Here is a 26,755-nt window from a genome sequence, read left to right as displayed (position 1 = left end):
ACGCCAGCGGTGTTGTACAGGTAATAGGTATCGTTACCGGCACCACCGGCAAAGTTCTTGCTCGAACCTGTCGCCTGCATGATGAAAGTGTCGTTCTGGCTGCTGCCGATGACACTGTACATGCCGGTGAACGTATCACCCTCTGCATCACCACCCTGGCCGGTGCCGCCAGAACCATCTACCGTGATCTTCACCGCCTGCTCGGACAACGAATAGTCCATCGTGTCGTTCAAGCCGCCGTTGAACTTCTGTGCGCGAGCGTCGCTAATGAAGGTATCGGCGTAGTTCGAACCCTGGAACACCTCGATGCTTTCGAAGGTATCGCCGGCGGCGATGCCAGTGTGCACACCGGTCTTGAAGTTCAAGGTGATGCCAGCACCGGCGTCGGTATACGACACAGTGTCGTTGCCCGCGCCCCCGATGAAGCGGTCGGCACCGGCGCCACCGTAAAGCGTGTCGTTGCCGTCACCACCATTGATGATGTCGTCGCCGCCCTTGCCAAAAATCTGATCGTCCCCACTGGTACCAACCAGATTATCGGGGCCTTCGGTTCCCTGAATTACAGCCATGTCTACTCATTCCTTGCACTGGTTGAACAATCCTTGCCTGAAAACGCCAACACACTTGTCGACGCTCATCCTTCCCTGAATGCCCGTTGCGCATGGTCGCCTACTGGCTTGAGCAGATAGGACAGCACGGTGCGACGACCCGTCTGGATCATAGATTCCACCGGCATGCCCGGCACCAGCGTGAGGCCGTCGAGCTTGCGCTGCTCGGCCTTGTCGATATGAATGCCGGCCCGATAGAAACCCACACCGCTCTGCGGGTCGATTACCAGGTCGGCGGAAAGGCGCACCACTCGCCCGAGCACTTCGGGGGTGGTTGCACGGTTGAACGCACTGAAACGCAGCAAGGCATCCTGGCCGAGTACAACCTGGTCGATGTCCTGCGGGCTGATGCGCGCCTCCACCAGCAGTTCCTCATCCAGCGGCACGATTTGCATCAAGGTTTCGGCTGGCGAAATCACCCCACCTACCGTATGCACCGCTAATTGCTGAACGCGACCGGCACTGGGAGCCAGCACCTCGATGCGCTTGAGCTGGTCGGCGGCAGCGACTTCGCGCTCGACCCATTCGCCCTGCTGGGCCATGAGGTCGCGTAGCTCCTGCGAGACCTGCTCACGGAAACGCTGGTCAACCTGCAGCAGCTCCAGACGGGTTTCTGCGATACGTGCCCGGGCCTCGGCGATGGCTGCGACCAACTGGCCACGCTCCCCCTGCAGGCGAGCAATACCGCGTGCCAGGGCGTTGACCCGATCGAGGGTCATCAGGCCTTTCTTCTGCAAGGTCCTGACGGCCTGGTATTCCTCGTCGATCAGGCGAATCTCCTCGCCCTTGGTACGCTGCTGCAGGTCGTGGCCGGCGATGGTCTGGGTCAGTTGCTCGATGCGCTCGCGCAACTGCTGTTTCTGCCCATCGCGGGACTGGCGGCGGTCGGCGAACAATTGCCGCTCGCTGGCCAGCACCGCCTGCACCTGGGCCTCGCTTGAACGCACAAGCAGGCGTGGGGGGACGTCCACCTGCGCCAGGCCGTCACGTTCGGCCTCGAGCCGTGCCTGGCGCGCCAGGGCCTGGTCCAGGGCCTTGGCGACAATAGCGTGGCTAGCCTCCTGCAAGGTGGCATCCAGGCGCATCAGCACATCGCCGGCCTGCACCGACTGCCCTTCGCTGACCAGCAACTGCGCGACCACGCCGCCGGTGGGGTGCTGGACCTTCTTCACACTATCCTGCACCGCCACTGTCCCCGGCGCGATCACAGCGCTGGCCAACTCGCTGGCAGCCGACCACAGCAGCGCACCACCCAGCAACACCACCACGACCCCGAGACCAACCCTCAAGTGCCAACGCAGCGATCGCACCAGCTGCTGCTCATCATCGATGCGCATCATGCCTGCCCCCTCCCTTGGCCACTCGTGGATCGGCAATCGCCACCGGCCGTGCCAGTACCTTGTCACGCGGGCCGAACGCCGCCTGTGCGCCCTGCTCCAGCACCAACACCTGGTCCATCACCGCGAGTAGGCCGGAACGGTGGGCGATGGCCACCACCACTCCACCCCGCGCCTTCACACCTTCGATCGCCCGGGCCAGCGCACGCTCGCCTTCGGCATCGAGGTTGGCGTTGGGCTCATCGAGCACCACCAGGAACGGCTCGCCATACAAGGCCCGGGCCAGGCCGATGCGTTGCCGCTGTCCTGCCGACAGATTGACGCCACCCTCGCCGACTGGCGTGTCGTAGCCTTGCGGCAGTTGCAGGATCATTTCATGCACGCCGGCCTGGCGCGCTGCCGCGATAACCGCTGCCGAATCGGCCTGCGGGTCCAGGCGCGCGATGTTCTGGCCCACGCTGGCCTCGAACAGGTCGACGCTCTGCGGCAGATAGCCGGTCAATGCCGAGCGCTGCGCATCCGGCCAAAGTTCCAGCGCCGCACCATCCAGGCAGACCTGACCACGGATCGCCGGCCAGGCGCCCACCAACCCCCGGGCCAGCGACGACTTGCCCGAGGCACTGGGGCCGATCACCGCCAATGCGCTCCCGGCCGCCAGGCTGAAACCCACCCCCTGAACAACCAGACGTTGCGCACCCGGAGGCGCAATGCACAGGTCTGTCACCCGCAACTGGCTGCAGGCCTTGGGGAGCGAGGTCCTTTCAGGTTGCTCCGGAAAAATCTCCAGCACCGCCCGCAACTGCTGCCAAGCCAGCCGCGCGGACACCAGGCTGCGCCAAGTGCCGATGATCTGCTCGGCCGGGGCCAGGGTACGGGCAACGATGATCGAGGCTGCGACAATGGCGCCGCCGCTGAGATCCCCCTGGATCACCAGCCAGGCACCCACGCCCAGGGAGGCCGACTGCACCAACTGACGCAATGCCTTGGTGATGCCACCATAGAATCCGCCGACGTCGGCACTATGCCGTTGCAGGGTTGCATAGCGCCCCTGCAGGACTTGCCAGCGCGCTGCGGCACGATCGGTCATGCCCATCGCGACAAGCACCTCGGCCCCGACATGGGCTTGCTGCCCCAGGCGGTTGCGCTGGCTGGCAAGTGCCGCGCTGTCGCGCATGGCCTGGCGGGTACCCCGGTCGGTGAGCCAGGTAAGCAGCACCATCAGCGCAATCATGCTTAGCGCCAACCAGCCCAGGGACGGATGGATATAGAAACTGACCGCAAGGTACACCGGCATCCAGGGCAGGTCGAAGAACGCCATGAGCCCGGGGCCAGAAATAAAGGCACGGATCTGCTCAAGCTCCTGGGCGGGCTTGAGCGGATCCTGGTCGAGCACGATCTTCAGCGGAGCGCCCGCGATGACTTTGAAAACCTGGCAGGAAAGCGCGCCCTCCAGCGCCGCAGCGATCCGCGACATGACCCGCGAACGGATAATGTCGACCACGGCGAAAACCAGGTACGCACCTGCCACCAGCAACCCCAGCGCCACCAGGGTGGGCAGGCTACGGCTGGGGATGACCCGATCATAAACTTCGAGCATGAACAAGGGGCCGATCAACGCCAGCAGGTTGATCACGCCAGAGAACAGGGCCGCGCCGATCAGGCCTTTTTTCAAGGCCACGCCAAGCGCTGCCGGCAGCACGTTGGCACCAGTATCCTTACTGCTTTTCACGAGTTCCGATCCTTGGAAAATGACGCTTGCCACTCACTCGAACGAGTGAGATGGCGCGGATCATACCTGAAGAAAATCCGCCAATCGATGGCTTAAAGCCATCATTTTTTGCCCTAGGTCAAAGCGACCTGCAGGCAGCATTGTCAAAGGGTCCGGCAAAGCGTTTCCAGCCATCGCCCGGCGACCATTGCGAACACACCAAACGCCCGTCGGCCTGGCTTTCCCAACGCCACCAAGGGGCCATCGCGGCCTGTGCCTGGAGCAGGCAGAACGCCGCGACAGCAGCAGCCAGCAGCTTTTTCATGGGGACTCTCCTTGAAAACGACGAACCCCTTCTTGCAAAGGGGTTCGTTGACAAGCGATCAGCCAGCGACCATCAGGTCATCTGGATGATGGTCTGCATGATGGTGCTTTCGGTGGAGATGGTCTTGGCGTTGGCCTGGTAGTAGCTCTGGGCCTTGATCAGCTCGACCAGTTCCTGGGTCAGGTTGACGTTGGAGGCTTCCAGCGAGTTGGACTCGATCTCGCCCAGCGTACCGGTTTTCGGCGCGTCGATACCCGGAATGCCCGAGGAGAAGGTTTCCTTCCAGCGGGTGCCGCCCGTCTGCTGCAGGCCCTGCTCGTTGGCGAAGCTGGCGATTGCCACCTGGCCAATGGCGCGGGACTGCTGGTTGCTGAAGCTGGCAAACATCACGCCGGAGGAGTCGATCGACAGGCTCGACAGGATACCGGTGGCGTAGCCGTCCTGGGACTGCGACATACGAGCAGTTTCAGTGTTGTAGGACGTGGTGCTCTTCATCGAAAGCTGCATGCCGTCAGCATTACCCTGGGAACCATTGGGCGCCCAGTTGCCCGCCGCATCCTTGGCGGCAGGAATCCAGTTCTTCAGGGTGAAGGTGTTGTTGACCACGCTCCAATCGCCCGCCGGCACGCCAGGTACTGGAGGCGTGCTCCCATCGTTCTGGGCCGCCATGGACTTCACCGAACCATCGGGATTGAACGACATGGTGGCGGTCAACGGCTGGGTGCTGGACGGATCGAGCGGGTTTCGGCCCTGGACCAGGGTGTACATGGTCCATTCGTTCTGACCTGTCTTGCGGTAGAACTGCTCCATGACGTGCTCGTTACCCTGGCTGTCATAGACCTTGGTAGGGAACGATTTGGTGTAGGTGCTCTGATCGGTCGGGTTGAACGGCTTGTTCGGGATCATCGTGCCGGAACCATCATCGATTTCCAGCGGAATATCGGGGGCCGAGGAGTTCAGGTTGATGCCCTGCTCGATCAGCGTGGTGGCCTTCGGCGCCAGCGCCGAAGTGTCGATCCGCAGGTCGGTCAGCACACCCTTGACGATCTTGCCGTTCTCATCGGTGCTGTAACCGCGCAGGTTCAGGCCATCGGAGGTGACCACATAGCCATCCTTGTTGGTCTGGAACGCACCTGCCCGGGTGTAGGTCATCGAGCCGTTGTCGGACAGCACGAAGTAACCCTGCCCCTGGATACCCATGTCCAGGACGTTGCCGGTGTTATTGACATCACCCTGGCCAAACTGCTGGGAAACCGAGGCCAGGCGCACGCCGTTGCCGATCTGGTTCTTGCCCACGCCCAGGCGGTTGGAGCCTGCATAAACGTCGGCGAACTCGGCACGCGACGACTTGAAGCCGACGGTGTTGACGTTGGCAATGTTGTTGCCGGTAACGTCCAGTTGCTTGTTGGCTGCGTAAAGACCGCTAAGGCCGATATTGAAAGACATGCATTCACTCCTTCTGCCGATCTAGCGGCCTTAGATTCCAATAGATTGTACTTTCGAGACGCCGATCTTCTGGCCGCCTGCCACGGTGAGCATCATCTCGCTACCGCCCTGGAAGCTGACGCTGGTGATCTTGGCCGGCAGCAGGGTGTACATGGTCTGCGCCTTGCCATCGACCGTCGTGGTGGCGGTGAAGGTGTACTGGCCAGGGTCGACCTTCTCACCCTTCTCGTTGGTGCCGTCCCAGATGAAGTCGGCGGTGCCTTTGGCCTGCTCGCCCAGACTGATGGTCTTGACCACCTTGCCGTCCTTGTCCTTGATCTCGACCTTGCCGTCGGTGATGTTCTGCGGCACCACAACTTGACCGGTGAAGCTGGCGGTGGTGTCGACCATCGCCTTGTCGGTATCCAGGATCACCGAGCGCCCCACCAGCGTGGTGGCCTGCAGCGCCTGACTCGACGCTATGCCGCCAATGATATTGTTGACCGAGCCGTTCAGGGTCTGGATACCTTCCAGGCTGCTGAACTGGGCCAGCTGCGCAATGAATTCGCCGTTATCCTGCGGATCCAGCGGGTTCTGGTGCTGCATCTGGGTAACCAGCAGCTTGAGGAACGCATCCTTGCCCAGCGCGTTCTTGTCGACGGGCTCGGTGGTGGTTTTCTTGGTACCAGTGCTGACCCCGGACGCGTTGAGTACGTCGTTCAGGTTCACGCCATTGTTAGTGTTGGTCACTGCCATGGTCCGGATTCCTTATCACTGACCCAGGGTCAGTACTTTCTGCATCATGGTCTTGGCGGTATTCATCAGTTCGGCGTTGGTCTGGAACGCGCGGCTGGCAGAGATCATGTCAGCCATCTCCTCAACTACGTTGACGTTCGGGTAGTAGACATAGCCATCCTTGTTCGCCGCCGGGTGGCTTGGCTCGTAGCGGGCTTCGAGATTGCTCTGATCCTCGATGATGCCCTTGACCTCGACCCCCTGCCCGGCCTGGCCCTGATCTTCGAACAGCGATTGGCCGGCGCCGGCCTGGGCCTGCTGGAAGGTGGTGGCGAATACCGGGTGGCGCGCACGGTAGGTCTGGTCGATGCTCGACGACACGGTCTCGGCGTTGGCGATGTTCGACGCAACGGTGTTCAGACGCGTGTTCTGCGCGCTCATGCCGCTACCGGCAATATTGAAGACACTGGCAAGAGACATGGTCACTCTCCACGCAGGGCCGATACCAGCCCTTTGAATTTACTGTTGAGCAGGGTGAAGCTGGCCTGGAAGCCAACGGCGTTTTCCGCGTAGTTCGATTGTTCCAGGTGCGCGTCCACGGTGTTCTGATCGATCGACGGCTGCATCGGCGTGCGGTACTTCAGCGTATCGTCCATCATGGCCAGGCCTTCGGCCTCGATATGACGGCTGTCGGTACGCTCCAGGGCGATGCGTCCCTTCTGCTGCTTGTCGGACTCGGCAGCGAGCACGGACGAGAAGTCCATGTCACGCGCCTTGTAGTTGGGCGTGTCGGCGTTGGCGATGTTGTTGGCCAGCACTTCGGCACGCTGAGCGCGAAAGCCCAGTGCCTTTTCGTGAATGCCAAGCGCCTTGTCGAAGCTGATGCTCATGTCGGGGACCTTTGAAGGTGACCAGAGTTCGTTTGCTATGGCTTTAGCAAGCCCTGTGCCAACCATCTTGAACCCCATGAGTACGGGGTTTTTGCCTGTTTCATGCCGCGCCTTATGCCAGAAAAGCGGCAATGTGCTTCCGCCTTGAGCTACCCAGGCGGCAATCGGCAGGCGGTAAAAGCGGCAAACCAAAAAATTGACGTCAAAACAAACATGTCAATTGGCCACCAATCGGGTAGCATCCGCGTCCCGCGCGCCATCGCCATCCACGCCACCACGGACGCCAGCAACCGACCGGCGGTGCTGGCCGGCATCGACAACCAGAGACAGATCTTCGCCGGCGACCAAGGCGCGCAAGGCATCGTGCTGGATGGCGCGAGCATCTTCGACAGCCTGGGGCGCCACATCGACAACAGTGGCAGGATCGTAGCGGCCGACACTGCCATCCGCATTGGCAACACCACCCATGATGGCCCTGGCGTGCCGCCCTGGCAGAAGGCCAACGGCGACCTGAACATCTTCAACAGCGGCGAGATCTGGGCAACGTCGCCATCAATGCCACCGGCAGCAATCACCCTGTCGAGTTGATCATGCGCAAAGGCAGCATGATCCCAGGCGACCTCCTTGGCCTGGCCAACATCGAAGTCGAAGGTGACAGCGCCTACGGGGTTGCCTATGGCGGGCGCGGCAGCAACAGCATCCGCCCGGCGAACAACGGCTGGCTCGACGTCGGCGACCGCAGCGAGCCGCCGACCACATTCAGCCTGCAGAGCCTCCACGCCACCCTCGACGGCAACCTGCGGGTAGCCGACAACTCGGCACTGGGCATGTGGCTGGCAGCCAGCACCGACCCGTTCACCGCTGTGCTCAAGGTCAGCGGTATCGCCGAATTCGGCCAGAACGCACGAAAAAGGCCGGCATCTCGCGATACCGGCCTTTTTGTCGAGCCTCATTTGGCCTGGTAGATGATCCCCGGGCTGCACTGCACCATCTGGTAGTGGTCCGGCAGCCCGTTGAGCGCCTCGGACGCCCCGAGGAACAGGTACCCCCCGGGCTTGAGCGTGGCGTGAATACGCATGAGGATGTCCTTCTTGACCTGGGCCGAGAAGTAGATCAGCACGTTGCGGCAGAACACGATGTCGAACTTGCCCAGCGGCGCATAGCTGTCGAGCAGGTTGTAGGAACGGAACTCGACGCGACTGCGGATCGGCGGCTTGATCGCCCAGCGCCCCGGCCCCTTGGTGTCGAAGTAGCGCTGCAGGCGCTCCTGCGACAGGCCACGGGCAATAGCCAGGCTGTCGTACTCACCGGTCTTGCAGTTGTTGAGCATGGCACCGGACAGGTCGGTGGCAACGATCTGCGCGCCCATCTTCAACTGACCCAGGTTGGTCCGCTCGAACTCGTCGATGGCCATCGACAGCGAGTACGGCTCCTGCCCCGATGAACAGGCCGCCGACCAGATCCGCAGGCGCTGGCCCGGGTTGTTCTTGATGAACTCCGGAATCACCTTGTTCTTGAGCACCTCGAACGGGTAGGTATCGCGAAACCACAGCGTTTCGTTGGTGGTCATGGCATCGACCACCTGCTCGCGCAAGCCACCGCGTGGCTGGGTCTGGATGCGCTGCACCAGCTCGCCCAGCGACTTGATGCCCTGTTGCTCCATCAGCTTGTTGAGACGGCTGGAGACCAGGTACTGCTTATTCTCGCCCAGCAGGATGCCACAGGCTTTCTCCAGGAATACCCGGAACTGTTCGAAATCCAAATTACCCGTAGACAATGCTGCCGCCTCTTCTTAAATCGCTAGCGCCGGGGGCGAACCCCGGCCGTTTCAATGACTCGCCTTGATCCGATCGACCACGCGCTGGGCGAGGTCATCCGGCCTGAACTTGGCCAGGAAGTCATCGGCACCGACCTTCTTGACCATCGCCTGGTTGAATACCCCGGACAACGAAGTATGCAGGCAGATGTGCAGTTTTTGCATGCGCGGATCGCTGCGGATCTCCGCCGTGAGGGTATAGCCGTCCATTTCCGGCATTTCAATATCCGAGATCATCATGAGGAACTCCTCCTCCGGACGCTTGCCCTCTTCCACCAGCTTGCGCAGGTAATCCAGGGCCTGGCGACCATCGTTGAGCGCCACCACCTCGACCCCCACGGTCTGCAGGCATCGACTCACCTGCTTGCGCGCCACCGACGAATCATCGACGGTCAATACCCGCAGCATCACCGCCTTGTCCTGTACCTCGGCATCGATCACACCTTCCGATACCGACTCGGAAGATGGCGCCACCTCGGCCAGCACCTTCTCCACATCGATGATCTCGACCATGCGGTTGTCGACGCGGGTCACGGCAGTCAGGTAGTGATCGCGCCCAGTACCCTTGGGTGGCGGATGGATCTCTTCCCAGTTCATGTTGACGATGCGCTCGACCGAGTGCACCAGGAAGCCCTGGGTCTTGGTGTTGTACTCGGTGATGATGACGAAACTCTTGCGTGTTTCTTCCTTCAGCCCTGGCAGACCGGTCGCCATCGACAGGTCGAGGATCGGGATCGTCGCCCCGCGTATGTTGGCCACGCCGCGCACCACCGGATGGGATTTGGGCAGCAGCGTCAGGTCGGGGCACTGCAGCACTTCCCGGACCTTGAAAACATTGATGCCGTAGAGCTGGTCGCCATTGAGGCGAAACAACAGCAGCTCCAGGCGATTCTGCCCCACCAGCTGTGTACGCTGGTTGACCGAATCCATCACTCCAGCCATGCCGGACTCCTTCAACGATTACCCTGTGCACCAAGTCGGCACGGGCTTTGCTTTTTTGAGCGTCATGCATACGAAAACGACATTTTTCCGACGACTGACGCGCCTGCTGACTGGCCCCCTGGCTGTGCTGTGCCTGGTAGCACCCGGCGCGCGTACGCTGGCGGACTCTTTTACCTTGCCTGAACAGCTTATCGGTGTCACTCAAGGCTTTCTTGAATTCACCGTCGAAGATTATCTGGCAACCACCCAGACTCAGGGCCGCTACGAGATCGAAGTCAACAAGCTTGACCCGCGCCTGCGCATGCCGCTTTGCAGCCAACAGTTGGATGCCTCACTGGAAGGCTCGACCCCGCTGGGCCGGGTAACAGTGAGGGTGCGTTGCGACGGTGCCGCGCCCTGGACCGTATTCGTCCCCGCCCAGGTGCGCCTGCTGCGCGATGTCGTGGTAATGACCCGGCCACTGAAACGCGAAAGCATCATTGATGAAAGCGATGTGGCCCTGCGCGAGCGCGATGTAGGCACCCTGGGCCCCGGCTACCTGACCCTGCTGGAGCAGGCCGTGGGCATGAAACTGCTGCGCCCCACGGTACTTGACCAGGTTTTGACCCAACAGCACCTGGAACAGGCCGAAGTGGTGCGCAAAGGTGACCACGTAGTGATCATCGCCCGCAGTGGCAACCTGAGTGTGCGCATGCCGGGCGAAGCCCTCGACAAGGGCGGGATGCAAGCGCAGATCCGCGTGCGCAACCTCAATTCCAAACGGGTGATCAAGGCCCGGGTAACCGGTGCCGGGCAAGTCGAGGTCGCCATGTAACCTACCCTGCGTCAGGATTTCGACAGAGGGGTGGCGGTGTGCAACCTCGGCCCCTAAACTCTGTCAGAAATCGGGATACGCAAGCCAGCTTCAGGCCGTGTTGCATTCGTGCCTAAAGTTTTTTTCGGTTTGGTCGAAAACAAGGCATGCGTCCTAATTCCCAGGGGTTTTGATCATGGTCATCGACTTCAGTCGTTTGAATAACTCTCCGTCCGTCACGGGCGGCGTTCGCGGCAACACCGCGTCCGGCAACGCCGCTAAAGCCGGCGAGGCCAACGAAGCGCCCAAGCACACCGGTGCCAGCGGAGAAACAGTACATCTGAGCCCAGAGGCCCAGCAATTGCAGAAGATCAGCGACAAGCTGCGCGATCAGCCCACCGTCAACAGTGCCCGTGTGGCCGAGTTGAAACAGGCCATCGCAGACGGCAGCTACAAGGTCGATGCCGACCGGGTCGCTAGCAAACTGCTTGATTTCGAAGCTCAGCGCTAACCACCAGGCGCGCTGACTTCAAGGACGCACCACGCCAAGAGTTAGCCATGCACGACATCACTCTGCTGCAACTGATCGAAGACGACTTAGCACCGACGCAGGAACTGCTCGACCTTCTACAAAAGGAGGCAGTGGCCCTGCACGGTCGGGATATGGCCAAGCTGGAGCAGATCCTTGCCCGCAAGCAATCCCTGATCGTCCTGCTTGAGCAGCAGGGGCTGCGGCGCAACAACCTGCTCACTGGGCTAGGCCTCAGCGCCGACCGTGCAGGCGTGAAAGCCGTCGCCGAGCTGTCGCCCAATGGCGAGATCATCATGCAGCAGCTCGATGTGCTGACCCAACTGATGGACAACTGCCAGCAGGTCAACGAGACCAATGGGCGGATCATCCAGGCGCAGCAACACGCCACGACCAATCAGATCAGAATCCTCATGGGCGGCGACTCCCCGTCGCTCTATGACAGCCGTGGCGCCACATCGCCCATGGACAAGCCCCGGGCAATCAGCCAGGTTTGATTATTTGTTTCAAGGCACGGAACATACTGGCAAAATGCCGTAACTTGCGTGTGCCGTTTTGCCTGGAGATTGATAACCCGTGTTCAATGAATCCGATGCTCCCCAGCCCCCAAAGGTGCTGACCACCCCTTTGGAGATCGCGGCCAACTTGCGCCAGCTGCTGGATAGCCACGACCCACTGATCATCAGCTTCCATGAGCGCAGCCAGCGGTTCCAGAGCTATGTGGTGCATGTCGACCGGGAAAGCGGTGTCCTGGCACTGGATGAGATGATCCCTCGCGACGGCGAGAAGTACATCGAGAGCGGCGAACCCTTCCGCGTCGAAGGCTTCCACGACGGCGTGCGCATCGCCTGGGAAAGCAACATACCGCTGACCATCACCGAGATCGACGGCCACCGCTGCTACCGTGGCCCGCTGCCCGAGGAAGTGACCTATCACCAACGCCGCAATGCCTTCCGCGCCGCGCTGAAGCTGTCGCAACTGGTCGACGTGACCCTCGACGGCACCCACCTCAAGGGCAATGGCGCGTTGCGCGGCAAACTGCTGGATATCTCGGCCACCGGCTGCAAACTGCGCTTCGACGGCAACGTCGAGGACCGCCTGCAACTAGGCCAGGTCTATGAGCGCTTCAAGGCCGGCACCCCACTGGGGTTGACCGACACCCTGGTCGAACTGCGCCACCTGCACTTCGAAGAGCGCATCAACACCACCTTCGCCGGGGTGCGCTTCCACAACCTCAACGGCCAGGCCCAGCGCAAGATCGAGAGCTTCGTCTATCAGTTGCAGCGTGAAGCGCGGCGGTTCGACAAGGACGACTATTGATCGTCGCCAGCCCATGAAAAACGCCACCCCTCGGGTGGCGTTTTCATTGGTGCCCGGGCAGGCCGCCTAGGACATCGATTTGCCCACCTCGCCTTGCGCCTGCGCACCGGCATCCTCCTCGGTATCTTCCGCCGCCACCGGCGCCTGCATCACATCCTGCACCGTCTGCTCATCCACCCGCGGGTCGAGGGCCGCCGACAAGGGCGAGCCCGCCGCTGGCATCGCCACGTGCCCCAGCGGCGCATCCTGGACCTGGTGCAGCCCAGTGACTGCCTTGGGCCGAATGCGCCACACCAGCACCAACGCGAAGAACACGAAGAAGGCGTAGAGCATCTGCGCGCCCAGCAGCTTCATCAGCACCCCGGCCGCCAACGGTCCGATACAGGCGCCCACACCATAAGTGACCAGCAGCATCGCGGTCAGCGAGACCCGCCGCTCACTCTCCACGTGGTCATTGGAGAACGCCACCGCCAAGGGATACAGGCAGAACTGCAACAGCGAAATGACAAAGCCCATGGCGAACAGCAGCTCGAGCGGAACCCCCGGCAGGATCGCCAGCGGCGCGGCGGCCAGGGCCAGGCCGATGGCCACGCTGCGGATCAGCACGGCGCGATCATAGCGATCGGAAAGCCAGCCCAGCGGCCACTGCACCAGCAGCCCGGCAAAGATGCAGCAGCCCATGAACAGGCCGATCTGCTCGGTGCTCAGACCCTGGCTGGACGCATACAGCGGCGCCAGGCCATAGAAGGAGCCGACGATCAGGCCCGAACCAAGCACAGTGGACAGCGATTGCGGCACGCGCTTGATGAAGAACTTCGGCTCCATCGGCGCCGGGCGCAACGGTGCGGGGTGGATGCGCCGGGTCATCGCCACCGGCACCAGGCACAAGGCAAAACACATCGCCACCAGCATCAGCAGTTCCGGCCCCAGTTGCGGGTGCACCACCAGGATCAACTGACCGAGCACCAGCCCCAGGTAGGAGGCAATCATGTAGCCGCTGAACACCGCGCCACGGTGCTTGGCGTCGGCCTGTTCGTTGAGCCAGCTCTCGATAACCATGTACTGGCACATCATGCCCAGGCCGACGATCATACGCAGCCCGACCCAGGCCGGCAGCCAGTTGGTCAGCCCATGCCCGAGCACCGCGGCGCCGACAATGCCGGCACAAGTGGCATAGGCACGGATATGCCCGACCCGGCCGATCAAGCGGTGCCCTACCTTGCCCCCCACCGCCAGGCCGAAGTAGTTGGCCGCCATCAGCGCACCGATCCACAGGCTGTCGACATGATCGGCGGCCAGGCGCAAGGCCAGGTAGGTACTCAGCAGGCCCGAGCCGATCAGCATCATCAAGGCGGCGAAGTACAGCGACTGAAACGGCTTCCAGATATTTCGCATACGTCCCGTCAAGCTCCTTGACCAGGTGGCGTTGGGTTGCAGGCAAGCATAAAAGCAAATCCATCTTGGCACAGGCCCCCAGGCAGCAAAAAGAGCCATGGGGGCGCATCCAGTAGCGGTCGTGTCGCGCTCAGGCCTGCGCGGCCAGCACGCGACGCTCCCAGGGGGTGATTTCATCGAAGAAATCGCTCAGCTCCAGGGTCTTGGTGGCGATGTAGCCTTCGATGAACTCCTTGCCGAACAGTTCCCGCGCCAGGTCGCTGCGCTTGAGCCGCTCAAGCGCAGCATGCAGGGTGCAAGGCAGGCTGAGGTGTTCCGGCACCTCGAACTCGCCCTGGATGGCCGGCGTCGGCGCGATCTGCCGCTCAATGCCGTGCAGGCCAGCGGCAAGGCTCGCGGCAATGGCCAGGTAGGGGTTGGCATCGGCGCCCGGCAGGCGGTTTTCCACCCGCCGCGCCACAGGCGAGCTGGCCGGAATGCGCAGGCCCGCGGCACGGTTGTCCTCGGACCAGCAGGCATTGTTCGGTGACGCATAGGGGTGGCACAGGCGCTGGTAGGAATTGACGTTCGGCGCGAACAGCGCGGTGAAGTCGGCCAGGCAGGCCTGCAGGCCACCGATGAAATGGTGGAAGGTGTCGGTCGCCCTGCCCTGCTCGTCGCTGAACACGTTGCGCCCACTGCCGACCTCCACCAGGCTCTGGTGAATGTGCATCGAACTGCCGGGTGTGTGTGCCAGTGGCTTGGCCATGCACACCACGGTCAGGCCATGCTTGAGCGCGACCTCCTTGAGCAGGTGCTTGAACAGGAAGGTCTGGTCGGCCAGCAGCAAAGGATCGCCGTGCAGCAGGTTGATCTCGAACTGGCTGACACCCATCTCGTGCATGAAGGTGTCGCGTGGCAGGCCCAGCGCCGCCATGCAGCGGTATACCTCGTTGAAGAACGGGCGCAGACCGTTGTTGGAGCTGACACTGAAGGCCGAGTGGCCCATTTCCCGGCGTCCGTCCTTGCCCAGCGGCGGCTGGAACGGCTGGGCCGGATCGGCGTTGGCGGCAAAGACAAAGAATTCCAGCTCCGTCGCCACCACCGGGGCCAGCCCGCGCTGCGCATATCGGGCGATCACCGCCTTGAGCTGGCCACGGCTGGACAACCCTGAAGGGCTACCATCGAGTTCCACCGCATCGCAGATCGTCAACGCCCGAGGTTCGTCGCTCCAGGGCAGGCGATGGATCTGCGAGGGTTCGGCCACCAGCGCGAGGTCGCCATCGTCGCTGCCATAGTATTTTGCCGCCGGGTAACCGCCCATGATGCACTGCAGCAGCACGCCACGGGCCATCTGCAGGCGGCGCCCCTCGAGGAAGCCCTCGGCGGTCATCACCTTGCCGCGGGGCACGCCGTTGAGGTCGGGGGTGACGCACTCGATTTCATCGATGCCCTCCAGGAGCACTGCCTGGTTGCGCGGGCCTTCGGTCGTCATGACGCTGTCCTTCTTGTTGTGTTCGCATGCCGGGAATGGCGACGCACACAACATAGGCCGGGGGTGTTTAAAATATCAAGCACCCCAGGCACCGCGCCCGGATCATTGCTCGCGCAACGTCATGCCATTGGCCGGCAGCGGCAACGCGGTCTTGTAGCGCACCTGCTTCAAGGCAAAGCTGGAGCGAATGTTCGCCACCCCGGGCAAGCGTGTCAGGTAATCGAGAAAGCGCTCCAGTGCCTGGATGCTTGGCAGCAGGACCCGCAGCAGGTAGTCGGGGTCGCCGGTCATCAGGTAACACTCCATCACCTCAGGACGCTCGGCAATTTCTTCCTCGAAGCGGTGCAGCGACTGCTCTACCTGCTTTTCCAGGCTGACATGGATGAACACATTCACATCCAGCCCCAGCGCCTCGGGTGACAACAACGTCACCTGCTGGCGAATCACCCCCAGCTCCTCCATGGCCTTGACCCGGTTGAAGCACGGCGTGGGCGACAGGTTGACCGAACGCGCTAGCTCCGCGTTGGTGATGCGGGCGTTTTCCTGCAGGCTGTTGAGGATGCCGATATCCGTTCGATCCAGTTTACGCATGAGAGAAATTGACCTGGTTTTTGTGTTTGTACGGAATGTTTATCTGCGCCACGGGAGAAAGGCAACGAACTTGAGAGAAAAATTCTCCTGCCGTCCCCCTATGATGTAAAAAGACGCTGACCTGCCAGTCACGAGCCGGCAGTCAGCGGCGGCCGCTTCAAAGCTCACAAAAACAACATTCGAGCGAGCGTAAAAAGCATGAACGAGTACGCCCCCCTGCGTCTGCATGTGCCCGAGCCTACAGGCCGGCCAGGCTGCCAGACCGATTTCTCCTACCTGCGCCTGAACGACGCGGGTCAAGTCCGTAAACCCCCTATCGATGTGGAAGCCGCCGACACTGCGGACCTTTCCTACAGCCTCGTGCGCGTGCTCAACGAGCATGGCGACGCCGTTGGCCCGTGGGCCGAGGGCATCGAGCCGCAGGTGCTGCGCCAGGGCATGCACGCCATGCTCAAGACGCGCATCTTCGACAGCCGCATGGTGGTTGCCCAGCGTCAGAAGAAGATGTCCTTCTACATGCAGAGCCTGGGCGAGGAAGCCATCGGCAGCGGCCAGGCCCTGGCCCTGAACCGCACCGACATGTGCTTTCCCACCTATCGCCAGCAGAGCATCCTGATGGCCCGCGATGTGTCGCTGGTCGACATGATCTGCCAGCTGCTGTCCAACACCCGTGACCCGCTCAAAGGCCGCCAGTTGCCGATCATGTATTCGGTGCGCGAGGCCGGCTTCTTCACCATCAGCGGCAACCTGGCCACCCAGTTCGTCCAGGCGGTCGGCTGGGCCATGGCCTCGGCGATCAAGGGCGATACCAAGATCGCCTCGGCATGGATCGGTGACGGCGCCACCGCCGAGTCCGACTTCCACACCGCGCTGACCTTCGCCCACGTCTACCGCGCCCCGGTAATCCTCAACGTGGTCAACAACCAGTGGGCGATCTCGACCTTCCAGGCCATCGCCGGTGGCGAGTCGACCACTTTCGCCGGCCGTGGCGTGGGTTGCGGCATCGCTTCGCTGCGAGTGGACGGCAACGACTTCATCGCCGTCTACGCCGCCTCGCGCTGGGCCGCCGAGCGCGCCCGCCGCGGGCTGGGCCCGACGCTGATCGAGTGGGTCACCTACCGCGCCGGCCCGCACTCGACTTCGGACGACCCGTCCAAGTACCGCCCGGCCGACGACTGGAGCCACTTCCCGCTGGGCGACCCGATCGCCCGCCTCAAGCAGCACCTGATCAAGCTTGGCCACTGGTCCGAGGAAGAGCACCAGGCTGTCACCGCCGAGCTCGAGGCCGAGGTGATCAAGGCGCAGAAGGACGCCGAGCAGTTCGGCACCCTGAGCAACGGCCATATCCCCAGTGCCGCGTCGATGTTCGAGGATGTGTACAAGGAAATGCCCGACCACTTGCGCCGTCAGCGCCAGGAACTGGGGGTCTGAGATGAACGATCACAACAACAGCATCCATCTGGAAAACGCCATGTCCACCACCACCATGACCATGATCCAGGCCCTGCGCTCGGCCATGGATGTCATGCTCGAGCGCGATGACAACGTGGTGGTCTATGGCCAGGACGTTGGCTACTTCGGCGGCGTGTTCCGCTGCACTGAGGGCCTGCAGAGCAAGTACGGCAAGTCCCGCGTGTTCGACGCACCGATCTCCGAAAGCGGTATCGTCGGCACCGCCGTGGGCATGGGCGCCTATGGCCTGCGCCCGGTGGTCGAGATCCAGTTCGCCGATTACTTCTACCCCGCCTCCGACCAGATCGTCTCGGAGATGGCCCGCCTGCGCTATCGCTCGGCCGGTGAGTTCATCTCCCCGCTGACCCTGCGCATGCCTTGCGGTGGCGGCATCTACGGCGGCCAGACCCACAGCCAGAGCCCCGAGGCGATGTTCACCCAGGTCTGCGGCCTGCGCACCGTCATGCCATCGAACCCCTACGACGCCAAGGGCCTGCTCATCGCCTCGATCGAATGCGACGATCCGGTGATCTTCCTTGAGCCCAAGCGCCTGTACAACGGCCCGTTCGACGGCCACCACGACCGTCCGGTGACGCCGTGGTCCAAACACCCGCACAGCGCCGTGCCGGATGGCTACTACAGCGTGCCGCTGGACAAGGCGGTGATTACCCGCCCAGGCAACGACGTCACCGTGCTGACCTATGGCACCACCGTATATGTGTCGCAAGTGGCCGCCGAAGAGAGCGGCGTCGACGCCGAGGTCATCGACCTGCGCAGCCTGTGGCCACTGGACCTGGAGACCATCGTCGAGTCGGTGAAGAAAACCGGCCGCTGCGTGGTCGTGCACGAAGCCACCCGCACCTGCGGCTTCGGCGCGGAGCTGGTATCGCTGGTTCAGGAGCACTGCTTCCATCACCTCGAAGCGCCGATCGAGCGCGTCACCGGCTGGGATACCCCCTACCCCCACGCACAGGAATGGGCCTACTTCCCCGGCCCTTCGCGGGTAGGCGCGGCACTGAAACGGGTCATGGAGGTCTGAATGGGCACGCACGTCATCAAGATGCCGGACATTGGCGAAGGCATCGCGCAAGTCGAGTTGGTGGAATGGTTCGTCAAGGTCGGCGATGTGATCGCCGAAGATCAAGTGGTGGCCGATGTCATGACCGACAAGGCCACCGTGGAAATCCCTTCGCCAGTCAGCGGCAAGGTGCTGGCCCTGGGCGGCCAGCCCGGTGAGGTGATGGCGGTCGGCAGCGAGCTGATCCGCATCGAGGTCGAAGGCAGCGGCAACCATGTCGACACGCCCCAGGCCAAGCCGGCCGAGCCGGCCGAGCCGGCACCGGCAGCGGTACAGGCCGCGGCCCGCCCCGAGCCACGCGTCGAGTCCCAGCCGCAGGTTGCCGCAACCCACGCAACCGCGCCCATCGTGCCGCGCGAGGCCCACGACAAGCCACTGGCTTCCCCGGCGGTGCGCAAGCGCGCCCTGGATGCCGGTATCGAGCTGCGCTACGTGCACGGTAGCGGCCCGGCCGGGCGCATCCTGCATGAAGACCTCGACGCCTTCATCAGCAAGCCGCAGAGCAGCACTGGCCAGGCGCCAGGGGGCTATGGCAAGCGTACCGACAGCGAGCAGGTACCGGTGATCGGCCTGCGCCGCAAGATCGCCCAGCGCATGCAGGACGCCAAGCGTCGCGTCGCCCACTTCAGCTACGTCGAGGAAATCGACGTCACCGCCCTCGAGGCCCTGCGCCAGCAGCTCAACGCCAAGCATGGCGACAGCCGCGGCAAGCTGACCCTGCTGCCGTTCCTGGTGCGCGCCATGGTCGTCGCCCTGCGCGACTTCCCGCAGATCAATGCCACCTACGACGACGAAGCCCAGGTCATCACCCGCCACGGCGCGGTGCACGTCGGCATCGCCACCCAGGGTGACAACGGCCTGATGGTGCCCGTGCTGCGCCACGCCGAAGCCGGCAGCCTGTGGAGCAACGCCAGCGAGATCGCTCGTGTCGCTCACGCGGCGCGCAACAACAAGGCCAGCCGTGAAGAGCTGTCCGGCTCGACCATCACCCTGACCAGCCTCGGCGCCCTTGGCGGCATCGTCAGCACACCGGTGGTCAACACCCCGGAAGTCGCGATCATCGGCGTCAACCGCATGGTCGAACGGCCGGTGGTGATCGACGGCCAGATCGTCGTGCGCAAGATGATGAACCTGTCCAGCTCGTTCGACCACCGCGTGGTCGATGGCATGGATGCCGCACTGTTCATCCAGGCCGTGCGCGGCCTGCTGGAACAGCCCGCCTGCCTGTTCGTGGAGTGATCATGCAAGAGCTCATCAACACCACCCTGCTGATCATCGGTGGCGGCCCCGGCGGCTATGTGGCTGCCATCCGCGCCGGGCAACTGGGCATCCCCACCGTGCTGGTCGAAGGCCAGGCCCTGGGCGGCACCTGCCTGAACATCGGCTGCATTCCGTCCAAGGCGCTGATCCATGTGGCCGAGCAGTTCCACCAGGCCAGCCGCTACACCGAACCCTCACCGCTGGGCATCAGCGTGTCCTCGCCACGCCTGGACATCAGCCGCAGCGTCGAGTGGAAGGACGGTATCGTCGACCGCCTCACCAGCGGCGTCGCCGCGCTGCTGAAAAAGCACGGTGTGAAGGTGATCCATGGCTGGGCGAGGATCCTCGACGGCAAGAGCATCGAAGTCGACGGCCAGCGCATCCAGTGCGAACACCTGCTGCTGGCCACCGGCTCCAGCAGTGTCGAACTGCCGATGCTGCCGATTGGCGGGCCGATCATTTCCTCCACCGAGGCCCTGGCGCCCAAGGCCATGCCCGAGCACCTGGTGGTGGTCGGCGGCGGCTACATCGGCCTGGAGCTGGGCATCGCCTACCGCAAGCTCGGCGCCAAGGTCAGCGTGGTGGAAGCCCGCGACCGCATCCTGCCGACCTACGACGCGGAGCTCACCGCGCCGGTGGCTGACTCGATCAAGAAACTCGGCATCGCGCTGTACCTGGGCCACAGTGTCGAAGGCTATGCCGACGTTTGCCTGCTGGCCAGCGACGGCCAAGGTGGCCAGCTGCGCCTGGAGGCTGACCAGGTGCTGGTGGCCGTGGGTCGCCGCCCACGCACCAAAGGCTTCGGCCTGGAAAGCCTGGACTTGAAGATGAACGGCGCTGCCATCGCCATTGACGAGCGCTGCCAGACCAGCATGCGCAACGTCTGGGCCATCGGCGACGTGGCCGGCGAGCCGATGCTCGCGCACCGGGCCATGGCACAGGGTGAGATGGTCGCCGAGATCATCGCCGGCAAGACGCGGCGCTTCGAGCCGACCGCAATCGCCGCGGTGTGCTTCACCGACCCGGAAGTGGTGGTGGTCGGCAAGACCCCGGAGCAGGCCGGCCAGCAAGGTGTGGATTGCATCGTCGCGCAGTTCCCCTTCGCCGCCAACGGCCGGGCCATGAGCCTGGAGTCGAAGAGCGGTTTCGTGCGCGTGGTGGCTCGCCGCGACAACCATCTGATCCTCGGCTGGCAAGCCGTGGGCGTGGCGGTTTCCGAACTGTCCAGCGCCTTCGCCCAGTCCCTGGAGATGGGCGCGCGCCTGGAAGACATCGCCGGGACCATTCATGCCCACCCGACGCTGGGCGAGGCGGTGCAGGAAGCGGCGCTGCGCGCGCTGGGGCACGCACTGCACATCTGATTGAAGACACTGAAGCGGCAATAGCCGATTTTGCCCGCTGCGCCCCAGGCGCCGCGGGTCCTTTTTTTTTACCATCACTCGGCAATGGTGTTTTTGCCTTGCGCCTTGGCCCGATACAGCGCCTGGTCCGCCCGCGCCAGCAACCCGCCGGCATCGTCCCCCTCGCGCCACTGCACCACGCCATAGCTCATGGTCAGCCAGCACGTGCCGATAGGCTCGATCGCCGCCATTGCCACGCGGATCGACGAGGCCACTGCACAGGCTTGCTGCAGCGACGTGTGCGGCAACACCACGGCAAACTCATCACCTCCCCAACGTGCCAGCAGCCCCCGACCGCCCAGACACTGACGGATACGCTCGGTGACCTCGATCAGCGCCGCGTCGCCACGGGCATGACCGTGCAGGTCGTTGATCGGCTTGAAGTCGTCCAGGTCCATGGCGATCAATGCCAGTGGCTCACGGAAGCGCCGTGCGCGCTCGCACTCCTGCTGTAGCGTTTTCTCCAGGCGATAGCGATTGGCGGTGCGGGTCAACGCATCCCGCTCGGCCAGTTCGCGGTTCTCATCCAGTTGCCGCTGCAACTGCTGGTTGACCCAGGACAGCTCGCAGGTACGCTCGGCCACCTGGCTCTCCAGCGATAGGTTGCGCTGTTCAAGCTCCTCCACCAGGCGCTTGCGTGCGTCGATATTGCGATGAGCCCCGAGCATGCGCGCCACCGAGCCATCGGCGTTGCGGGCGATGATATGGCCGCTGTCCTCGACCCACAGGTAACTGCCATCGTGGCAACGGCACCGGTACTCGATGCGGTAGTGCTCGTTGCGCTGGGTGATGTAGGCCTCGAAATGCGCCATCACCCGCGGATAGTCCTGCGGGTGTATCACGCTTTCCCAGGTCAGCACGGAGTTGTCCAGCGAGTGGCTGGCGTAACCCAGCATCGCGTACCAGGCTGAGTTGCGGTAGACGTAGCCACTGTTGGCATCCCAGTCCCAGATGCCGTCGCTGATCAGCTCGAACAAGGTGTGCAATTGCTGCTCGGTGAAGCCGGCCGGTATCGGCTTTGCTGCCTGACTCATGGACACTCTCCCTGCTGCCCAGCAACTGCGCCCCGTAACCGGTGCTGCCGACACTCGCTATTTTTTTGCCGCTAGCGGCAATACCGTTCCTCTGCCGGGCAAGCATATTCCGAGCGAGAGGTCGCCGGAATAGCCCTTACGGCCTATTTTGCCGCTCCACCATCGCTGGCACAGCTTTTGCCACTTTAGTCGCCTCTCTAACAGTCGTTCACGGAGGAAACATGCTTATCACAGCGAACGGCCTGGGGTGGCAGACCGTGCAGCAACAGCAACGCAGCGTTCTCGAACAGCCTGCAGCACAGTTGCCCGCGCTCCAGCCGCTGATGGCCAGCGCGAAAACCTCGGCGCAGCAGAACAATCAGGGCAGCACCTCGCAGCAGCACGCCGAAGACAATCGCAAGGAGGCCTTCGCCAAGCTGATGGTCATGCTGCAAAATCCGGACGCGGCCAAGCGTGAACAGGCCAGCGTGGGCAAACAGGAAGGATCCAGCGCCCTCCAGGAGTTTCGCGATTACATGGCCAAGTCGCCGGCAGAGAAGATCAAGGAAAAGATGTTTCAGGAGCTGGGCTTGAGTCCGGAGGAGTACGACGCGTTGCCGCCCGAGCAGAAAATGAGGGTCGACCAGCTGATCGCCCAACGCTTGCAGGACGAGGTCGAGCGCAAAACCCAGGCCAGGCTCGAACAGCAGGCGCAGCGAGAACAGGCCACCACTCAGCCGCAAAGCGTCCTGAACTCGACAAATGACGATGATACCGAGCGACGCTACACCGCCAAGCTTTGAGCCGGGCTTTGTCCCCGGTTCAGTAGAAGCGTTTCGGATCCCCTGACTCGAGCAGGCTGGCCAACTGGGTCAGGGCGAAGCGCAACTCCTCCCGGCTGGTCGGCGACATCAGTACGACCCGCACGCCACGCGGATCGCCCGTGCGCTCCACCTGGAACTGGCTGGCGCTCATGACCGCCACGCCATTGGCTCTCGCCAGCATCGCGAACTCATCGCTGCGCCATGGCTCGGGCAAGTTGAGCCAAAGGTGGTAGCTGTGCGGCTGGCTTTGCAACGACGCATCGGTGAAGACTTCACAGGCGATGACTTGGCGTGCCGCAGCCTCGGCGCGGTGCATGCGGATCAGCTGGCTGTCCAGTCCTTCGCCGATCACATGGCTGGCCAGTTGCGCGGTCAACGGCGAAGGCATCCACACCGTGCTGCGTACCATGGCAGTCAGCCGCGACAGCAGTTTCGGCGGGCTGTACAGGTAGCCGATGCGCAACGCCGGCATGACGGACTTGGACAGGCTGGTGAGGTAGATCGAACGCTCCGGTGCAAAAGTCGCCAGCGGCCGGGCCTGTGGATCGGTGGCGAGGAAGCCGTAGATGTCGTCGTCCAGCAACAGGAAGTCGAACTCCTCCGCCAGCGCCGCGATCTGGGCGCGGCGCTCGTTGGACATGATTGCCGTGGTCGGGTTCTGACAGGTTGCCACACACACCAGCATGGCTGGCCGCTCGCGCTGGCAGATCTCGCGCAACGCCTCGGGGATGATGCCCTGCTCGTCCATCGGCACACCACGCAGGCGGCGGCCCAGGCCGTGAGCCACGGAGATGATACCCGGGTAGCACAGCGACTCGCACAGCACCAGATCGCCCGCCGCGGTCAAGGCGCTGATCGCCACCATCAGCCCGTGCTGGGCGCCGCTGGTGATGACCACCTGCTGCCACTGCGCACCCGGCAGCCACTGCCGTAACCATTGCGCGCCCGCCTCGCGATGCGCCGGATGGCCGCCGTCGGGGGCGTAGTCCAGCACCTGCTCCAGCCGCGCGGTATTGGCCAGTTCGGTCAGCGCGTTGCGCAACCAGTACTGCAGGGTTTCGCCGTAGGGCTTGATGATCGACAGGTCGAGCACTTCGCTGCGGGCAACGGGCGCTGCGGCGGAGGTCGCGCGGGTAACGGCAGGGGCCTCGCCCGTGTCGGCGATCCGGTCAAGAACGTAGGTGCCGCGGCCCACCTCACCCTGGGTCAGGCCGCGACGTGACGCCTCGGTGTAGGCGCGGCTGATGGTGCCTGGCGTAACGTCCAGTGCCTGCGCCAGTTCGCGTAGCGTCGGCAAGCGCTCGCCACGTCGCAGGGCGCCACTGGCGATATCGTGCGCCAGCGCATCGGCGATGGACAGGTAGACAGGCTGATTGCTTTCGCTGATCCGTGGAACCCACATGAGACGGCTACCGGGCTTAAATGATTGAAATTTGAACACACAGACCGACTTGAGTCGATCCTCCGAGCGATTCAAGTTGTGAACAGCAGCCGCGTGAGAGCAGCCCCTCTTGAATTCAGGTCACGTTACCGTATAGATTCAATTTGAATCGAATCAATCGAATCAATCAACTCATCTGGACTCACCATGGATAATCTCAGAAAGGATTTTTCCCTCTCCGCCCTGGTCGCCGGCCTGATCGCCGTGATCATCTCCTACGCCGGCCCCTTGATCATCGTGTTCCAGGCCGCCGACCAAGCCGGCCTGGGCAACGAAGCGACCGCATCGTGGATCTGGGCCATTTCCATCGGCAGCGGCCTGACCGGCCTGCTGCTGAGCTGGAAACTGCGGGTACCGGTGATCACCGCCTGGTCCACGCCCGGCGCGGCGCTGCTGGTATCGATGCTGCCGAGCGTGTCACTGGCTCAAGCGGTGGGCGCCTATATCGTCGCCTCGCTGCTGATCGCGGTGATCGCCCTGAGCGGCGCCTTCGACAAGTTGATGAATCGCCTACCAAAGGCCATCGCCGCGGCGATGCTGGCCGGCATCCTGTTCCGCTTCGGCGCCGAGCTGTTCAGCTCGATCCGCCTGCAGCCCGTGCTGGTGCTGTCGATGCTGGCGAGTTACCTGCTGTTCAAGCGCCTGTCACCGCGCTACGCGATTCTTTCGGTGCTGATCGTCGGCTGCGGCCTCGCCGCCGGCCTGGGGCAGTTGGACACCCAGGCGCTGGTGCTGGAAATGACCGTCCCCACCTGGACCAGCCCGCAGTGGAGCTGGCAGGCCATTGTCAATATCGGCCTGCCCTTGGCGCTGGTGTCGCTCACCGGCCAGTCGGTGCCCGGTATCGCCGTGCTGCGCACCTCCGGCTACCAGGTACCGGCACGCCCGATCGTCTCGGTCACCGCCCTGGGTTCGCTGCTGCTGGCGCCATTCGGCTGCCACGGCGTCAACCTGGCGGCGATCACAGCGGCCATCTGCACCGGTCGCGAAGCCCACGAGAACCCGGACAAGCGCTATATCGCCGGCATGGCCTGCGGTGCCTTCTATCTGCTGATGGGCAGCTTCGGCGCCACCTTGGCCTCGGTGTTCGCCGCCCTGCCGAAGGAACTGATAGCCGCCCTCGCCGGCCTGGCACTATTCGGCGCGATCGCCAACGGCCTGGTGGGCGCCATGAGTGACGAAAAACAACGGGAACCGGCGCTGATCACCTTCCTGGTCACCGCCTCTGGGATGAGCTTGCTCGGCCTTGGCGCCGCATTCTGGGGGCTGATCTTCGGGCTGGCTGCACACCTCGCCCTGAGCCACAGACAAACGGCTCGACAGCCCCGGGAAGGCATCCAGGCAAGGTAAACGAAGGAGAATTGGAAAGAGATGGCGTCCCAGGCAGGATTTGAACCTGCAACCTTCCCCTTAGGAGGGGGATGCTCTATCCAATTGAGCTACTGAGACACAGAGGCCGACAACAGACGCTGCGCGGCGGGGACGGCGAGCATGTTAACCAGCATGTGCGCATTTGTCATGTATCAATCGGGCATTATGCACGTCGGCCTTTTTCCCTGCGTGTCAGCGATCACGCCTTCGGCGCGCAACAGCGCGATCAAGGCTTCCACCGCACCGGCCAACGGCCCGGAATTGTCCACGACATGCACACCGGGATCGTAGGCCTGCAGTCGGAAATTGCGGGCCAGGCGTTGCTCGATCTGCTCGGTGCTTTCTCTTCCGCGGGCCAGCAAGCGCTGGCGCAGCACCTGCGGGGAAACAACCAGCCCGACAGCTACGAGATCAGGGTAGCGCTGCCGGGCGATCGGCAGGTACGCACGCGAGCCGTTGACCAGTACCGAGCGCCCCGCAGCGAGCCATGTATCCAGTTGCGCAGGGATGCCATAGCGCAGGCCATTGGCCTGCCAGTCCAACGCAAAGGCCCCCGCTTCGCGCATTGCCTCGAAACGTTCGGCGCTCACGCCATGCGCGGCTTCACCCTTGGCCTCGGCCGAACGCGTGATGACCCGCCGAGCGATTTCGACCCCCTGGGTGAACAATCGCTCACGGGCCGCCTCGAGCAGGGAATCTTTTCCTGAACCAGACGGTCCCATGAGGAATATCAGGCGCCCCCTTGAGGCCGCCCCACCGCTTGCGTCATATTGCATAGCCACTATGCTCAATATATGGGAAACCAGCGCATTTGATGATTTTCCCTGACCCTTTGCTGTCTTTTACCAGATTTTGACGGCATTTGTCTGACACCTGTGCAATTCGATGAATGTGAAACTTTTCAAACCAGTGCTCATTTCTGATAATTGGTACTGGCAAAAAGCCTTTATCGAGATCACTATTTGTCACAGAATTGACGCCAAGGAAACGGCGATCATGAGGCAAGATGAAGAACCAAAATCACATCA

At 63.0% G+C, this 26,755-nt stretch carries 27 protein-coding genes, 1 tRNA gene and 1 pseudogene; 12 read left to right on the top strand and 17 right to left on the bottom strand.

Going from position 1 to position 26,755, the window contains the following annotated elements:
- The 8 genes and pseudogenes from ACQ4OD_RS18770 to flgB form a co-directional block, all read right to left on the bottom strand.
- Positions 1 to 569 (bottom strand): annotated as a pseudogene (locus tag ACQ4OD_RS18770) (hypothetical protein); the annotation flags it as partial.
- Positions 570 to 634: 65 nt separating this feature from the next.
- Positions 635 to 1,945 (bottom strand): HlyD family type I secretion periplasmic adaptor subunit, encoded by a 1,311-nt coding sequence (locus ACQ4OD_RS18765; RefSeq protein ID WP_430944736.1) that lies wholly within the window; start codon positions 1,943 to 1,945, stop codon positions 635 to 637.
- Positions 1,932 to 3,674 (bottom strand): type I secretion system permease/ATPase, encoded by a 1,743-nt coding sequence (locus ACQ4OD_RS18760; protein WP_430944735.1) that lies wholly within the window; start codon positions 3,672 to 3,674, stop codon positions 1,932 to 1,934. Before ACQ4OD_RS18760 ends, ACQ4OD_RS18765 begins: the two co-directional genes overlap by 14 nt.
- Positions 3,675 to 3,792: 118 nt before the next feature.
- The gene (locus ACQ4OD_RS18755) at positions 3,793 to 3,978 is read right to left on the bottom strand and encodes a hypothetical protein (protein WP_102683069.1); all 186 of its coding nucleotides are present in this window, start codon (positions 3,976 to 3,978) and stop codon (positions 3,793 to 3,795) included.
- 72 nt (positions 3,979 to 4,050) lie between these two features.
- Positions 4,051 to 5,424, bottom strand: a complete 1,374-nt coding sequence (gene flgE / locus ACQ4OD_RS18750; protein ID WP_102683070.1) for a flagellar hook protein FlgE — start codon at positions 5,422 to 5,424, stop codon at positions 4,051 to 4,053.
- 30 nt (positions 5,425 to 5,454) lie between these two features.
- Positions 5,455 to 6,159: a flagellar hook assembly protein FlgD gene (locus ACQ4OD_RS18745; RefSeq protein ID WP_139673359.1), complete on the bottom strand. Its 705-nt coding sequence runs from the start codon at positions 6,157 to 6,159 to the stop codon at positions 5,455 to 5,457.
- Positions 6,160 to 6,174: 15 nt separating this feature from the next.
- Positions 6,175 to 6,618 carry a flagellar basal body rod protein FlgC gene (flgC, locus tag ACQ4OD_RS18740; protein WP_046854643.1) on the bottom strand — a complete coding sequence of 148 codons (444 nt, stop codon included), beginning with the start codon at positions 6,616 to 6,618 and terminating at the stop codon, positions 6,175 to 6,177.
- A gap of 2 nt (positions 6,619 to 6,620) precedes the next feature.
- A complete protein-coding gene (flgB, locus tag ACQ4OD_RS18735) occupies positions 6,621 to 7,028 on the bottom strand; it encodes a flagellar basal body rod protein FlgB (protein ID WP_046854642.1) in 408 nt (135 codons plus the stop codon).
- A 213-nt stretch (positions 7,029 to 7,241) separates the two neighbouring features.
- Between flgB and ACQ4OD_RS18730 the strand changes: the two genes are divergently transcribed.
- Entirely contained in the window at positions 7,242 to 7,616 is a 375-nt protein-coding gene (locus tag ACQ4OD_RS18730) for a hypothetical protein (RefSeq protein ID WP_430944734.1), read from the top strand.
- Between the two features lie 2 nt (positions 7,617 to 7,618).
- Complete coding sequence (locus ACQ4OD_RS18725) at positions 7,619 to 7,993, top strand: hypothetical protein (RefSeq protein ID WP_198754053.1); 375 nt, start codon at positions 7,619 to 7,621, stop codon at positions 7,991 to 7,993.
- Here the strand turns inward: ACQ4OD_RS18725 and cheR are convergent.
- The gene (gene cheR / locus ACQ4OD_RS18720; protein ID WP_046854641.1) at positions 7,978 to 8,805 is read right to left on the bottom strand and encodes a protein-glutamate O-methyltransferase CheR; all 828 of its coding nucleotides are present in this window, start codon (positions 8,803 to 8,805) and stop codon (positions 7,978 to 7,980) included. The genes ACQ4OD_RS18725 and cheR overlap by 16 nt on opposite strands.
- 51 nt (positions 8,806 to 8,856) lie before the next feature.
- On the bottom strand, positions 8,857 to 9,786 hold the full coding sequence (locus ACQ4OD_RS18715; protein ID WP_139673365.1) for a chemotaxis protein CheV: 930 nt from the start codon (positions 9,784 to 9,786) through the stop codon (positions 8,857 to 8,859).
- A gap of 64 nt (positions 9,787 to 9,850) precedes the next feature.
- Between ACQ4OD_RS18715 and flgA the strand changes: the two genes are divergently transcribed.
- From flgA to ACQ4OD_RS18695, 4 genes are all read left to right on the top strand, one after another.
- Entirely contained in the window at positions 9,851 to 10,600 is a 750-nt protein-coding gene (gene flgA, locus ACQ4OD_RS18710; protein ID WP_102683105.1) for a flagellar basal body P-ring formation chaperone FlgA, read from the top strand.
- A gap of 175 nt (positions 10,601 to 10,775) precedes the next feature.
- Positions 10,776 to 11,090, top strand: a complete 315-nt coding sequence (flgM, locus tag ACQ4OD_RS18705; RefSeq protein WP_046854639.1) for a flagellar biosynthesis anti-sigma factor FlgM — start codon at positions 10,776 to 10,778, stop codon at positions 11,088 to 11,090.
- A 47-nt stretch (positions 11,091 to 11,137) separates the two neighbouring features.
- Positions 11,138 to 11,605, top strand: a complete 468-nt coding sequence (locus ACQ4OD_RS18700; RefSeq protein ID WP_102683073.1) for a flagella synthesis protein FlgN — start codon at positions 11,138 to 11,140, stop codon at positions 11,603 to 11,605.
- Positions 11,606 to 11,684: 79 nt separating this feature from the next.
- A complete protein-coding gene (locus tag ACQ4OD_RS18695) occupies positions 11,685 to 12,428 on the top strand; it encodes a flagellar brake protein (RefSeq protein WP_102683074.1) in 744 nt (247 codons plus the stop codon).
- 66 nt (positions 12,429 to 12,494) lie between these two features.
- Here the strand turns inward: ACQ4OD_RS18695 and ACQ4OD_RS18690 are convergent, their stop codons facing one another.
- The 3 genes from ACQ4OD_RS18690 to bkdR all read right to left on the bottom strand — a co-directional run bounded on the left by ACQ4OD_RS18690 (position 12,495) and on the right by bkdR (position 15,888).
- Positions 12,495 to 13,823: an MFS transporter gene (locus tag ACQ4OD_RS18690; protein WP_110702383.1), complete on the bottom strand. Its 1,329-nt coding sequence runs from the start codon at positions 13,821 to 13,823 to the stop codon at positions 12,495 to 12,497.
- A gap of 130 nt (positions 13,824 to 13,953) precedes the next feature.
- Positions 13,954 to 15,195, bottom strand: a complete 1,242-nt coding sequence (locus ACQ4OD_RS18685; RefSeq protein ID WP_198754060.1) for a glutamine synthetase family protein — start codon at positions 15,193 to 15,195, stop codon at positions 13,954 to 13,956.
- Between the two features lie 204 nt (positions 15,196 to 15,399).
- The gene (gene bkdR / locus ACQ4OD_RS18680) at positions 15,400 to 15,888 is read right to left on the bottom strand and encodes a Bkd operon transcriptional regulator BkdR (RefSeq protein ID WP_028691050.1); all 489 of its coding nucleotides are present in this window, start codon (positions 15,886 to 15,888) and stop codon (positions 15,400 to 15,402) included.
- Positions 15,889 to 16,086: 198 nt separating this feature from the next.
- Between bkdR and ACQ4OD_RS18675 the strand changes: the two genes are divergently transcribed.
- The 4 genes from ACQ4OD_RS18675 to lpdA are packed head-to-tail and all read left to right on the top strand — an operon-like array spanning position 16,087 to position 21,039.
- Complete coding sequence (locus ACQ4OD_RS18675) at positions 16,087 to 17,319, top strand: 3-methyl-2-oxobutanoate dehydrogenase (2-methylpropanoyl-transferring) subunit alpha (RefSeq protein ID WP_094011875.1); 1,233 nt, start codon at positions 16,087 to 16,089, stop codon at positions 17,317 to 17,319.
- 1 nt (position 17,320) lies between these two features.
- Positions 17,321 to 18,379 (top strand): alpha-ketoacid dehydrogenase subunit beta, encoded by a 1,059-nt coding sequence (locus tag ACQ4OD_RS18670; RefSeq protein WP_102683077.1) that lies wholly within the window; start codon positions 17,321 to 17,323, stop codon positions 18,377 to 18,379.
- Positions 18,380 to 19,657 carry a dihydrolipoamide acetyltransferase family protein gene (locus ACQ4OD_RS18665; protein WP_430944732.1) on the top strand — a complete coding sequence of 426 codons (1,278 nt, stop codon included), beginning with the start codon at positions 18,380 to 18,382 and terminating at the stop codon, positions 19,655 to 19,657.
- Between the two features lie 2 nt (positions 19,658 to 19,659).
- Complete coding sequence (gene lpdA / locus ACQ4OD_RS18660; protein WP_430944731.1) at positions 19,660 to 21,039, top strand: dihydrolipoyl dehydrogenase; 1,380 nt, start codon at positions 19,660 to 19,662, stop codon at positions 21,037 to 21,039.
- A 74-nt stretch (positions 21,040 to 21,113) separates the two neighbouring features.
- On the opposite strand, the gene ACQ4OD_RS18655 is transcribed toward lpdA, so the two are convergent.
- Positions 21,114 to 22,112 (bottom strand): sensor domain-containing diguanylate cyclase, encoded by a 999-nt coding sequence (locus ACQ4OD_RS18655; RefSeq protein WP_198754051.1) that lies wholly within the window; start codon positions 22,110 to 22,112, stop codon positions 21,114 to 21,116.
- 221 nt (positions 22,113 to 22,333) lie between these two features.
- Here ACQ4OD_RS18655 and ACQ4OD_RS18650 point away from each other — a divergent pair, with 221 nt between their 5' ends.
- Positions 22,334 to 22,894 (top strand): hypothetical protein, encoded by a 561-nt coding sequence (locus tag ACQ4OD_RS18650; RefSeq protein WP_198754050.1) that lies wholly within the window; start codon positions 22,334 to 22,336, stop codon positions 22,892 to 22,894.
- Between the two features lie 19 nt (positions 22,895 to 22,913).
- Here the strand turns inward: ACQ4OD_RS18650 and ACQ4OD_RS18645 are convergent, their stop codons facing one another.
- Positions 22,914 to 24,317 carry a PLP-dependent aminotransferase family protein gene (locus ACQ4OD_RS18645; RefSeq protein WP_198754049.1) on the bottom strand — a complete coding sequence of 468 codons (1,404 nt, stop codon included), beginning with the start codon at positions 24,315 to 24,317 and terminating at the stop codon, positions 22,914 to 22,916.
- A gap of 186 nt (positions 24,318 to 24,503) precedes the next feature.
- Between ACQ4OD_RS18645 and ACQ4OD_RS18640 the strand changes: the two genes are divergently transcribed.
- Positions 24,504 to 25,706, top strand: a complete 1,203-nt coding sequence (locus tag ACQ4OD_RS18640; protein WP_198754048.1) for a benzoate/H(+) symporter BenE family transporter — start codon at positions 24,504 to 24,506, stop codon at positions 25,704 to 25,706.
- 22 nt (positions 25,707 to 25,728) lie between these two features.
- On the opposite strand, the gene ACQ4OD_RS18635 is transcribed toward ACQ4OD_RS18640, so the two are convergent.
- Positions 25,729 to 25,805, bottom strand: a tRNA-Arg gene (locus tag ACQ4OD_RS18635).
- Between the two features lie 74 nt (positions 25,806 to 25,879).
- On the bottom strand, positions 25,880 to 26,503 hold the full coding sequence (phnN, locus tag ACQ4OD_RS18630) for a phosphonate metabolism protein/1,5-bisphosphokinase (PRPP-forming) PhnN (protein ID WP_139673386.1): 624 nt from the start codon (positions 26,501 to 26,503) through the stop codon (positions 25,880 to 25,882).
- Positions 26,504 to 26,755: the final 252 nt, after the last annotated feature.

This window comes from Pseudomonas sp. WC1 (assembly GCF_050586565.1).
In the GTDB taxonomy this organism is placed as follows: Bacteria; Pseudomonadota; Gammaproteobacteria; order Pseudomonadales; family Pseudomonadaceae; genus Aquipseudomonas.
Note: the sequence above shows the minus strand (reverse complement) of the source record. Positions and strands in the feature narration are given on the sequence as shown.